Source organism: Flavobacterium sp. (assembly GCF_017985075.1).
Lineage (GTDB): Bacteria > Bacteroidota > Bacteroidia > Flavobacteriales > Flavobacteriaceae > Flavobacterium.
Window position 1 is genome coordinate 1 of record NZ_JAGNYF010000057.1, and the last position, 11,994, is coordinate 11,994.

Annotated in this window: 8 protein-coding genes, 1 tRNA gene and 1 pseudogene; 4 read left to right on the plus strand and 6 right to left on the minus strand. The window is 31.4% G+C overall.

Annotated elements, in window-relative coordinates:
- From mnmG to KA468_RS09180, 3 genes are all read right to left on the minus strand, one after another.
- Positions 1-1,228, minus strand: a 1,228-nt coding sequence (gene mnmG, locus KA468_RS09170; protein ID WP_291242644.1) for a tRNA uridine-5-carboxymethylaminomethyl(34) synthesis enzyme MnmG, incomplete at its 3' end; no start/stop codon positions are given.
- A gap of 79 nt (positions 1,229-1,307) precedes the next feature.
- On the minus strand, positions 1,308-1,727 hold the full coding sequence (ybeY, locus tag KA468_RS09175) for an rRNA maturation RNase YbeY (protein WP_291242645.1): 420 nt from the start codon (positions 1,725-1,727) through the stop codon (positions 1,308-1,310).
- Complete coding sequence (locus tag KA468_RS09180; RefSeq protein WP_291242646.1) at positions 1,720-5,019, minus strand: DUF4175 family protein; 3,300 nt, start codon at positions 5,017-5,019, stop codon at positions 1,720-1,722. Before KA468_RS09180 ends, ybeY begins: the two co-directional genes overlap by 8 nt.
- Positions 5,020-5,165: 146 nt before the next feature.
- On the opposite strand from KA468_RS09180, the gene gltX reads away from it, so the two are divergent.
- Complete coding sequence (gene gltX / locus KA468_RS09185; RefSeq protein ID WP_291242647.1) at positions 5,166-6,674, plus strand: glutamate--tRNA ligase; 1,509 nt, start codon at positions 5,166-5,168, stop codon at positions 6,672-6,674.
- 92 nt (positions 6,675-6,766) lie between these two features.
- Positions 6,767-7,741, plus strand: coding sequence for an SPFH domain-containing protein (locus KA468_RS09190; protein ID WP_291242648.1), 975 nt, complete (start codon positions 6,767-6,769; stop codon positions 7,739-7,741).
- Between the two features lie 67 nt (positions 7,742-7,808).
- Here KA468_RS09190 and KA468_RS09195 read toward each other — a convergent pair whose 3' ends face one another.
- On the minus strand, positions 7,809-8,792 hold the full coding sequence (locus KA468_RS09195) for a hypothetical protein (RefSeq protein WP_291242649.1): 984 nt from the start codon (positions 8,790-8,792) through the stop codon (positions 7,809-7,811).
- A 366-nt stretch (positions 8,793-9,158) separates the two neighbouring features.
- Entirely contained in the window at positions 9,159-10,841 is a 1,683-nt protein-coding gene (locus tag KA468_RS09200) for a glutamine--tRNA ligase/YqeY domain fusion protein (RefSeq protein WP_291242650.1), read from the minus strand.
- 100 nt (positions 10,842-10,941) lie between these two features.
- Between KA468_RS09200 and folB the strand changes: the two genes are divergently transcribed.
- Together folB and KA468_RS09210 are read left to right on the plus strand one after the other, a co-directional pair.
- Positions 10,942-11,298, plus strand: a complete 357-nt coding sequence (folB, locus tag KA468_RS09205) for a dihydroneopterin aldolase (RefSeq protein ID WP_291242651.1) — start codon at positions 10,942-10,944, stop codon at positions 11,296-11,298.
- 83 nt (positions 11,299-11,381) lie between these two features.
- Positions 11,382-11,452 (plus strand) — tRNA-Cys (locus KA468_RS09210).
- 285 nt (positions 11,453-11,737) lie between these two features.
- Here KA468_RS09210 and KA468_RS09215 read toward each other — a convergent pair.
- Positions 11,738-11,994, minus strand: a pseudogene (locus tag KA468_RS09215) (LysE family translocator); the annotation flags it as partial.

An 11,994-nucleotide genomic window follows, 5' to 3' on the forward strand; every position in this document is an offset into this window, starting at 1 on the left:
CAATATATGCTTCATCTCGCTTTAAAATCAAAGGTTCTTTTTCTTGAACTTGTAATGCTGCGTTAATACCCGCCATTAATCCTTGAGAAGCGGCTTCTTCGTAACCGGTTGTACCATTAATCTGTCCGGCAAAATATAATCCATTAATTAGTTTTGTCTCTAAAGTGTGTTTTAGTTGCGTAGGAGGGAAGTAATCGTACTCAATAGCATATCCTGGTCGGAAAAACTTCACGTTTTCGAAACCAACTACAGAACGTAAGGCTTTAAATTGCACATCTTCTGGAAGCGAGGTTGAGAAACCATTTACATACACTTCGCACGTTTTCCATCCTTCTGGTTCGATAAATAATTGATGACGATCTTTGTCTGCAAAACGATTGATTTTATCTTCAATAGAAGGGCAATATCTTGGTCCGATAGATTTAATTCTACCATTAAACATCGGGCTTCTATCAAAACCTTCACGTAATAAATCGTGAACCACTTCAGAAGTATAAGTCATAAAACAAGAACGTTGTTCTGTTAATGGTTTTGTAACATCGGAATACGAAAATTTTGAAGGGTTTTTATCACCTGGTTGTTCAATCATTTTAGAATAATCTAAAGAACGACCGTCTACACGAGGCGGCGTACCAGTTTTCATTCTTCCTGATTCAAAACCTAAATTTAATAAATCTTCAGTAATGCCAAAAGAAGCACTTTCGCCTGCACGTCCTCCTCCAAATTGTTTGTCTCCGATATGAATTAAACCATTTAAAAAAGTACCATTTGTAAGGACTACCGTTTTGGCTTTAATCTCTAATCCTAAAGATGTTTTAATACCTACAATATGGTTTCCTTCGGTTATAATACCCGAAACCATTTCTTGATAAAAATCTAAATCCGGAGTTCCTTCTAACATCATTCTCCATTCTTCGGCAAAGCGCATTCTGTCGGATTGACAACGAGGCGACCACATTGCTGGTCCTTTTGAGAGATTCAGCATTTTAAACTGAATAGCCGTTACATCAGAAACAATTCCGGAATAACCGCCTAAAGCATCAATTTCACGAACAATTTGACCTTTTGCAATGCCTCCCATGGCTGGATTACAAGACATTTGAGCAATGTTTTGCAAGTTCATAGTAACCAATAAAGTACTACAGCCCATATTGGCAGCAGCAGCAGCGGCCTCGCAACCTGCGTGACCAGCACCTACAACAATTACATCGTATTTTTCTTGAAACATATCTTTTGTTCCACGTGAAACACGTGGTTTTCTTTATGTTTTTTTGTTCCACGTGGAACAAAAAAACTCGATTACTATATTAAAGTTCCACGTGGAACAGTTTTATTTTTTCTTCTTCTTTGGCACGCATTAAAGCGGCATCTGTATCTGTTTTGTCTTTGTATCCGCAATAATGCAAAACACCGTGAGCCAAAACACGTTTTAATTCTTCTTCAAAAGAGACTTTAAAATCAATCGCGTTGTCTTTAACCCTTTCGATAGAAATAAAAATATCTCCACTAATTATATCGCCTTCTGTGTAATCAAAACTAATAATATCTGTAAGTGTGTCGTGGTTTAAATACTGCATATTAATAGCATGTAAATAGTCGTCGTCACAAAAAACATAAGAAATTTCTCCAAGGGTTTTGTTTTCAGAAGTTATAATGGTTTCTATCCAAGAAGTAAAACGCTCTTCTTGGTCTAAAATAAAATCAGATTCGTAATTAAAACTAATCATTGTTTTTAAAATATTGTTGCACTTTGGTGTTAAAATTGGGTTGCAAAGGTAAGCTTTGTCTGTTTAATATTTCTACACTTTTTAAATAATTTAAAAGGGCAGGAGGAAGGGGTTTGTTGCTTCCTAAAAAATCTGTTTTGTTAGTATTTGATTCTCTTTTGGTGTCTTGTCCTTGTTGTTTAAGTGCTGATTCTAATTTTAATAACTCGTGATTAATTTGAAGCGCACGATTAATATTGTCTTGCGTTAGACCTTTATTGATTAATTGCTTCTCTAACTCTTTCATTTGGTTTACGGCGTTTTGACCATTACCGCCCATTCCGTTTTTGTTTAGTTCGTTTTGCAAAGACTCGCGCAACTCTTGTTGTTCTTTAATTATTTCTAATAGTTTACCCGCATCGCCTTCGCCATCTTTTCCTTCGTTGCCTTGAGAACCGCCTTCGCCTTCTTGACTGCCTTTTTTACCTTCACCAGGTTTTTTTCCTTCACCAGGTTTTGGTTTTCCGTCTTTCATTTTGTCGCCCAAGCCTTTTTGTTTAGAAATAATATCGGACAATTGGTCGCCTTTTCCTTTGCCTGGTTTTGGTTTCCCGCTGCCTCCAGAAGAAGACATACTCATACTCATTTCGCTTTGCACATTACTAAGAAAATCTGCTAATTTGTTTGCGGAAGACAATGTGAATTGTTGGTGTGAAATTCCTTTTGAACGAGAAGTGGAAACTAAATTCTCAATAGACTTATCTAAATTATAATGTATTTCTTCTACTTCTTTTAAAACTAAATCAGAAAGCTTGGGTTGGCGCAAAGACAAAGCAAACAAACTGTCGTCAACGTGCTTAAATTGCGTTTTTAAATCTTGCTGGTTTTTTAGTAAAGCGCTTACATTAGATTTGGAATTAGAAACCGCCTTAAATTGTTTCATTACCTTTTCTTGATCAAATGAAAAAGACAATAAATTATCTAAAATTTGACGCATTACTTTAGCGTCTTCAGCATTGTCTTCCATTTCACCAGCAGACATGGATTCAGACATTTTTTGGCTCATTTGTTTCATTTTTTGAGCCGCTGCTTTTTGATTCTTTTTGGCTTGTTTTTGGTCTTTCTTTTCTAAATTGTCTTCTGCTTTTTGCTGTTCTTGGTCTACATCTTTTTGATCGCCTTTATCGTTTGGAATATCCATTGGCGATTTCAATTCTTTGTTTTCTTTTTCTAATTCGTCAAGTTCTTTTTTTAAATCATCGAACTCTTTTGAAAGCTTTTCTTGTTCCTCTTTCGTAGGACTTTCTTTGTCTGAAAGTTTATCTTGTTTGTTAGCTAATTTGTCTAATTTATCCGCCAGTTGTTCTGCTTTTTGTTCAACATAATATCTTTTGGTTAACTCAACTAATTGTTCTAACGATTTTTGTTGTGTTTTCGCTTGTTGTTTTAATTTATCGGCTTTATCGAACAATTCGTCTTTTTCTAATTTTTTAGTTAACGCTTCAAGTTCCTTTAAAAGCTTTTCATTTTTCGCTGCTTGTTTTTCGTTTTTTTCTAAACGGTTTAAAAGCTCTTGTTTCATTTCGTCTTTTTGCTCAGGCTTAAATTGTTCGAGATTTTCCTTCATTTTTTCGGAAAATTCTTTCATCATTTCATCTTGCTCTTTTTGACGATTAATAAAGTCTTGAATTTTCTTTTGGTCTTTATAATCTAAGTTGTCTTTTTGCTTATCCAGTTTTTTTAATTTGTCTAATGCTTCAAATTGTTTGTCTTGATTGTCAAGCGCTTTTTGTAAACTATTGATGTTGGATTGCTGTTCTTGTAATGATTTTTGCTCTTTTTGCTCTTTTGTTAATTCAGAATGAGAAAAAACGGCTGATTTAGATGATTTTAAACCATTAACTATATCATTATCAAACACTTCGAAATAATATTCGTAATTAATTCCGGGTTGTAACGCAATTCCGTCAGGAAAAGCATATACAAATTGATCAACCACTTTGTTTTTTAAAATCAAGCCTTTTTTGAAAAGAATGTTTGGTTTGTTTTTATCGTAAAACACCATTTGTAATTTAGACATACCATAATCATCAGCTATTTGTCCAATAATTACTTTTTGTTTTAGTTTTAAACTGTCAGGGGTTTCGTTTACTGAAATACTCGGAAACTGGTCTTTTAAAATGGTTAATTTATATTGTAAATTCTCGTAGTTTTTAAGTTGCGTGTTTGAAATAGAAATTTGATAATCGGTAGCGTTAGTAATTCGTTTTGCAAATGAAAATTGCGCTGCGTTTATTTGAAACAAACTAATTGCAGATTGATCTTTAAAAGCTACTTGTGTAGTAGCAAACGTATTTAATTTCCAAGTTACCGTTGTGCCTTCAGGAATAACTGCATTTCCTGTGCCTTGAATAATTTCTGGTTTTTTTCCTAAATAATTTGGAAAATTTAATTGCATCGTAAATGATGAAATAGTTGGCACGTTCACCACGTTTAACACATAATCGGCAGAAGTGATTTCGTTAGATTGAAAATGAAATTTAATATCTTTCTGTACGTTTTCAAACTGATAAGTAAAATTACCCGGCGAAGTGTTTTCTAAAAAATATTCTTCATTATTAATTACAATTGACGCGTTTTCTGGAATGATATTTCCAACAGTTTTAACGATTAACTTAAAAGATTTGTTTTGTTCCACGTTTAAAGAAGAAGAAACAATTTCAAACTTAAACGCGGCTGGTTTTTCAAAATTTGTATCGTATTGAACTACTCTGGCAAAACTTTTAGAAATCACATCTGAATTTCCAGAAATATAGAAAAACAAAATAAACAACAATGGAATAAGCGCAAATGGCAAATATTTTTTGTTGGAATTAAAGTTAATGGCGTTTGAAAACGGAACGGGTTGTAAGTTCTTTGCTTTTTGTTCTATAGAAGCTAAAACCAATTCTGAAGGCTCAGTGGTATTGGCTAATTGCAAGAAATTAAGTAATTTATCTTGCACTTCATCAAAATGAGTTCCTATAATTTTTGAAGCTTCGGTATAATTTAACCCTTTTTGAATTTTAAATAATTTCGTTAACGGAAAAATTATAAATTTAGCTAACAAAAATACTTCTACAAACAAAAACAACCCAAACAAAATAGTTCTTCCCTGGGTAGAAAACCATAAAAAATATTCAATTAAAAAAGTAAAAATAAAATACAATAAGCCAATGGTCATAAAAAGAAGTACTCCTTTTATCAACTCATTCGTGTAAAACTTTTTGATAAAGCCTTCCAGTTTATCGTAAATTATAGCTTTCTTTTCCAAGATTGTTACTAATTTGTTTATAACCGATAAAACTACAAAAAAATCAATCACAAAAAAAATTCTAATTTTTAAATTCCAAATTCCAATTTATGCAGTATTTGGAGTTTGGAATTTTAAAATAGTATCTTTGACAAAAATTTATATAGATGAACAAACCGGTAAGAGTACGATTTGCCCCAAGTCCAACAGGGCCTTTACATATTGGTGGCGTAAGAACTGCGCTTTTTAATTATTTATTTGCCAAAAAAAAAGGCGGTACTTTTTATATACGTATAGAAGATACCGACCAAACTCGTTTTGTAGCTGAAGCGGAAGATTATATTTTTGAAGCTTTAGAATGGTTAGGAATTTCTCCTGATGAAACCATTGGAAAAAATGAAAAATTTGGACCGTACCGTCAATCGGATAGAAAAGAAATGTACAAGCAATATGCCGATGAGTTAATTCAATCTGGTTGGGCGTATTATGCGTTTGATACTCCAGAAAAATTGGACGAATTGCGCAAACAAGCAGAAAAAGAAGGAAAAACATTTATATACAATCATACTGTTAGAGAAAAATTAGATACTTCATTAAATTTTTCGGAAGAAATAGTAAAAACGCGAATTACAAATGGAGAACATTATGTAATCCGATTTAAAACACCAGTTAACGAAACCTTGCATTTACAAGACATTATTCGTGGTGATGTACATTTTGATACCAATTTACTTGACGATAAAGTCTTATTTAAATCGGACGGAATGCCAACGTATCATTTAGCAAATATTGTAGATGATCATTTAATGGAAACGTCACACGTAATTAGAGGTGAAGAATGGTTGCCATCTATGCCTTTACACGTAATGCTTTACAGAGCATTTGGTTGGGAAGCGCCAGAATTTGCACATTTACCTTTGATTTTAAAACCAATTGGAAACGGAAAATTAAGCAAGCGTGATGGAGATAAATTAGGGTTTCCAGTATTTCCTTTACAATGGAGAGATGCTTCCAGCAAGACAATTTCGAACGGTTACAAAGAATCTGGATTTTTCCCAGAAGCCGTAATTAACTTTTTAGCCTTATTGGGTTGGAATGACGGAACGGAACAAGAAATATTTAGTTTAGCAGAACTTATTGAAAAATTCGATTTAAAACGAATTCATAAATCAGGTGCAAAATTTGATCCAGAGAAAAACAAATGGTTCAATCATCAATACTTACAAAAACAAACGGATGAAAGTTTAGCCGAAGCGTTTAAAGTAATATTAGAAGAAAAAGGAATTTCAACTTCTTTAGATATTAAAAGAGTAGTTGCTTCAATTAAAGAACGTGCTAATTTTATAACTGAGTTTTGGGATTTAGCCGATTATTTCTTTGTTGCGCCAACGTCTTACGATGAAAAAGCAGCTAAAAACTGGAAAGAGGAAACGCCAGAATTGATGAAACAAGTTGTTGAGCAATTACAAAATATAGAAGATTTTACATCAACAAATATTGAAAATCTTTTAAAAGACTGGATGACAACAAACGAAATTGGAATGGGGAAAGTAATGCAACCGCTACGATTGAGTTTAGTTGGCGCATTAAAAGGGCCTCATTTATTTGATATTATTGAACTAATTGGAAAAGCAGAAACATCAAACAGAATTGAAAAAGCAATTGCAACTTTATAAACACCAAAATTAAGATATAAGTGATAATTTGTACTTCTTGTAACTTTTACACAAAAGCAACGTATAATTAGTATAACTTTAAATTATCACTTATGTCTCCAATTATCATTTTCGTCCTTGTTTTAGGATTATTTATCTTACTAAGTTCCTTTTTTACTGTAAAGCAACAAACCGCTGTTGTAATAGAGCGATTTGGAAAATTTACAAGCATTAGAAGTTCTGGTTTACAATTAAAAATTCCAGTAATTGATAGAATTGCCGGAAGAGTAAATCTTAGAATTCAACAATTAGACGTTATTATTGAAACGAAAACAAAAGACAACGTTTTTATTAAAATGAAAGTTTCGGTTCAGTTTAACGTAATTCAAAGTAAAGTGTACGAAGCATTTTACAAATTAGAATATCCACACGATCAAATTACGGCTTATGTATTTGATGTCGTTCGTGCTGAAGTTCCAAAATTAATTTTAGATGATGTGTTTTTGAGAAAAGACGACATTGCTATTGCGGTAAAACGTGAATTGAACGAATCTATGACTACTTACGGATACGATATTATCAACACTTTAGTAACCGATATTGATCCAGATATTCAAGTTAAAAATGCAATGAACAGAATTAATGCTGCCGATAGAGAAAAAACAGCAGCAGAATTTGAATCAGAAGCACAACGTATTAGAATTGTAGCAAAAGCGAAAGCAGAAGCAGAAAGTAAAAAACTACAAGGACAAGGTATCGCAGACCAACGAAGAGAAATTGCAAGAGGTTTAGTAGAAAGTGTAGAAGTATTAAATAATGTAGGAATTAATTCGCAAGAAGCTTCGGCATTAATTGTGGTTACACAACATTATGATACCTTACAAGCTATTGGCGCCGATACAAATAGTAATTTAATTTTATTACCGAATTCTCCACAAGCCGGAAGTGATATGTTAAATAATATGGTGGCAAGTTTTACAGCGAGCAACCAAATTGGTGAAACGATGAAAAATCAGCCGAAACGAGCAAAGAAAAAAGATAATCCTACTTCGGCAGATTATAATCCAAGTGATACAAGTGAAGCTTAAAAAATAGTAGAATCTGAAAATTCAGATTGACAAAAGATAACCATCAATTTTACAATTGGTGGTTTTTTTATACGTCAGTAATTACATCAAAACCTTTATAACTTCCAACAACTGCTAACCCAATAATTTTATTAGCCAATTTTTTGTTTTTAATTTTTCCGGCAATTTGGTTTAAGGTTGAACCAGAACCAATGGCGTCATCAATCAATAAAACATTATTATACGAAACGTTTCCTCGAACCACAAAAGTGTTTTCTGCGTTATTAATTCGCTCTTCTAGTTTGTTTAATGATTTCTGTGGAACAGGAATTATACCACCAATTTTAACAATATCTATTGCGGGTAAATTAATTTTTAAACCATTTGCTAGCACTTTCATTAATTGTGTTTCACGTTTTATGGTTGGCGGTACATAAGCAATAGCATCAATATTATATTGTTCTATAATAATTTGGATTTTTTGTTTAATTTCCTCAATTAGTAATCTCATTAACATTTTATTTTGCCCTTGTTTAGCATAATGTAAAATGGTTCCAAGTTTTGTTTTACCAAATCTTTCAATTGCATAAAAGTCTAAATATAATACTTCATCCATAAAAATAACATCATATCCTTTAGTGTTTTTTAGTTTATTTAAACCAGAAATTAAACCATTATTATCAAAATATTGATTATATTTTTCTTTTGTTAACATAAACTCATCAATTGTTTTTTCAAGTGGTAATTTTCGTTTACTACACCAATTTTCAAAACCTTCTAAACCTGTTAGAATTTGACCAATTTCTGAAATCATCAAAAAATTCTGAATAAGAAAATTTTGTTTTTCATTAGAAACCAGAATATTTGATTCTATTTTTTTACTAGAAACTTCTTTAAGCTTGTATATAGTTTTTGGTGTTCGTCCGAATTTTTCAACAAAACCAATTTCCAATAATTTATTCAAAACCAAATGAACCATTTGCTTCGAAACAAAAAGTGTGTTTGTAATTTCAGAAACACTTAATTCTTTTTTAGTTTCAAAAAGAGAAATTATTTTTTCTTTAATTTTCATTTATTAGACTATTTACTATTAATAGTCAAATATAAAAAAATAAATTGAAAAATAAAATTATTAGACTATTTACTATTAATAGTCTAATGTAAAAAATAACGCTAATTAAACCTAAAATCAAATATTAAACGATTTAAAAGAGCTTCTTTGTAAAAGACATAAAAACATATTATTAAAAATTATTTTTATGTTAAAAACAAGTTATGAAAGCCTTTTTTTAAAGATTAAACTTATACTAATTATTGTTTTAATAGTTTTTTCTAATACTATGAAATAAGCACAAAAAAGGAATAAAAAAACCTATAAGAAAAAACATCTTATAGGTTTTAAGTCTTAATTCTTAATACAAGAATCTTACTACTTTTTTTATTGTTCAGAAACTTTTGCCCAAGTATCTCTTAATCCAACGGTTTTATTAAAAACTAATTTTTCTACCGAAGAATCTCTATCTACACAAAAATAACCTAAGCGTTGAAATTGAAAATGATCTAATTCTTTTGCGGTTTGTAAACTTGGTTCAACATACCCTGTAATCACTTTTAAAGACTCTGGGTTGATGAATTCTTTAAAATCAACCTCTTTGTTACCATCAGGATTTTCATGTGTAAAAAGACGATCATACAATCTAACTTCCGCTTCAACCGCGTGTGGTATAGAAACCCAATGAATTACGCCTTTTACTTTTCTATTACTCGCTTCTGTACCACTTCCTGATTTAGAATCTACATCATAAGTACAATGAATTTCGGTAATATTTCCTTCTGGATCTTTTACAACTGATTCTCCTTTAATGATATAGGCGTTTTTTAAACGTACTTCGGTTCCTAAAGTTAAACGGAAAAATTTCTTGTGTGCTTCTTCTTGAAAATCTTCTCTTTCAATATATAATTCTTTAGAAAAAGGGACTTCTCTAAATGTCATTACTTCTTCTTCTGGATTGTTTTCTGCTGTTAACCACTCTTCTTTTCCTTCTGGGTAATTTGTAATTACCAGTTTTATTGGATTTAAAACCGCCATTACACGAGGCGCAATTTTGTTTAAATCTTCACGAATACAGAAATCTAAAAGCGATACATCAATTAAATTTGTACGTTTAGCAATTCCGATAGTATTGGCAAAATTTCGAATAGCGGTTGCGGTTATTCCACGTCTTCTCATACCAGAAATCGTACTCATTCTCGGATCGTCCCAAGCTGTAACGTGCTTTTCTTCAACTAATTGTAATAATTTACGTTTAGAAACTACGGTGTGTGATAAATTTCTACGAGCAAATTCTCTTTGTTTTGGTCGTACTTTGGTTTCATCATAAATTTGATTTAAAAACCAATCGTATAATTCTCTATGAGGTAAAAATTCTAACGTACAGAATGAGTGTGAAATTTGTTCTAAATAATCACTTTCTCCGTGAGCCCAATCGTACATTGGATAAATACACCAATCGTTTCCTGTACGATGATGATGTGCGTGCATAATACGATATATGATAGGGTCGCGCATTAACATATTGTTAGCTTTCATACTTATTTTAGCGCGTAAAACATGAGTTCCTTTTTCGAATTCTCCGTTTTTCATACGTGTAAATAAGTCTAAATTTTCTTCTATGGTACGCGTTCTAAAAGGCGAGTCAGTTCCTGGTGAAGTAGGAGTTCCTTTTTGAATGGCCATATCTTCAGAAGACTGACTATCCACATACGCCTTGTCTTTTTTAATTAATTCTACTGCCCAATCGTATAATTGTTGGAAATAATCCGATGCATAACATTCTTTATCCCAATTAAAACCCAACCATTCGACGTCTTTTTTAATCGCGTCCACAAACTCTTGTTCTTCTTTTGAAGGATTCGTATCATCAAAACGTAAATTAACGGGCGCTTTATAATCTATACCTAAACCAAAATTAAGACAAATAGCACTTGCGTGACCAATATGTAAATATCCGTTAGGTTCTGGAGGAAAACGAAAACGTAACTTATCAGATGATAAACCGTTTTTTAAATCGTCTTCTATAATTTGTTCTATAAAATTTAAAGATTTTTCTTCTGCAGACATAAGAATTTGTAATTTTGACAAAGATAACAATAAGTTTATAAGTTTAAAATGTTTATGAGTGTAAAAGAATTGTAAACAGATTACTAATATCAAATAAAAAATGGGAATCATAAAATTAACTAATATTCGAACCTTTTCATATCACGGATGTTTGGAGGAAGAGGCAAAAATTGGTAGTAATTATCGTGTAGATTTAACTATAAAAACCAATTTAAAACCATCTGCTCAAACAGACGAACTAAATGATACTGTAGATTATGTAGATTTAAATCGAATTGTAGTAGAAGAAATGGCAATACGTGCCAAACTTTTAGAACACGTGGCACAAAGAATAATTGATAGGGTTTTAAAAGAATTACTTCCAGTATTAAAAATTAAAATTGAGGTGACTAAGCTAAACCCTCCAATTGGTGGTGATGTTGAAGGAGTTACGATACGTATGAAGAAAAAAAGATAGTTTTAAGAAAATAGATTTTAAAATATTTGGAATTTGAGTTTTGAATATTGAAATTTTTATATCTATATTTGCAATCCAATAATGGCGTCGTGGCCGAGCGGCTAGGCACCGGTCTGCAAAACCGTCTACTCCGGTTCGAATCCGGACGATGCCTCTGAAAGAGTTACTTGAAAAAGTAGCTCTTTTTTTTTATGAATTTTTAGAAAAAATTCATAAAGTTATAATTCGAATCTGGACAATGATTTAGAAAGAGTGACTAGAAATAGTAGCTATTTTTTGATTTTAAACAAAGTAATAAACACAGATTTCACAGATTGACACAAAATTATTACGCACAGTTTGTCATCCTGAAAGGATCTTTATTAACTCAAAATTCAATTAATAAAAAAACCTTCAAGAGTTTTAAACTTTTGAAGGGTCAAATAAATAATATTGTAATTTACTTCACAACTTGTTCTATGCCTAATTTTTTATTTACGATTTGTTTGCTTTTCGGAAAAAGCCCTTGAAGAATAAAAAACACCCCAAAAATTAATATTACTATACTAATAATTCTTTTAATTTTATAGATGTTATTTGGTGTTAATTTATGTTTTAATTGCTTGGCTAATAGTATTTTATAAATATCAATAAGTAAATAAAACACTAAAATTGCAGTAAAAAATATAAAAATTCGCAACGGATTCATTTCTAATT

Coding starts and splice junctions, on each gene's coding strand:
- ybeY (WP_291242645.1), bottom strand. CDS start 1,727: ATGATTAGTTTTAATTACGAATCTGATTTTATTTTAGACCAAGAAGAG.
- gltX (WP_291242647.1), top strand. CDS start 5,166: ATGAACAAACCGGTAAGAGTACGATTTGCCCCAAGTCCAACAGGGCCT.
- KA468_RS09190 (WP_291242648.1), top strand. CDS start 6,767: ATGTCTCCAATTATCATTTTCGTCCTTGTTTTAGGATTATTTATCTTA.
- KA468_RS09195 (WP_291242649.1), bottom strand. CDS start 8,792: ATGAAAATTAAAGAAAAAATAATTTCTCTTTTTGAAACTAAAAAAGAA.
- KA468_RS09200 (WP_291242650.1), bottom strand. CDS start 10,841: ATGTCTGCAGAAGAAAAATCTTTAAATTTTATAGAACAAATTATAGAA.
- folB (WP_291242651.1), top strand. CDS start 10,942: ATGGGAATCATAAAATTAACTAATATTCGAACCTTTTCATATCACGGA.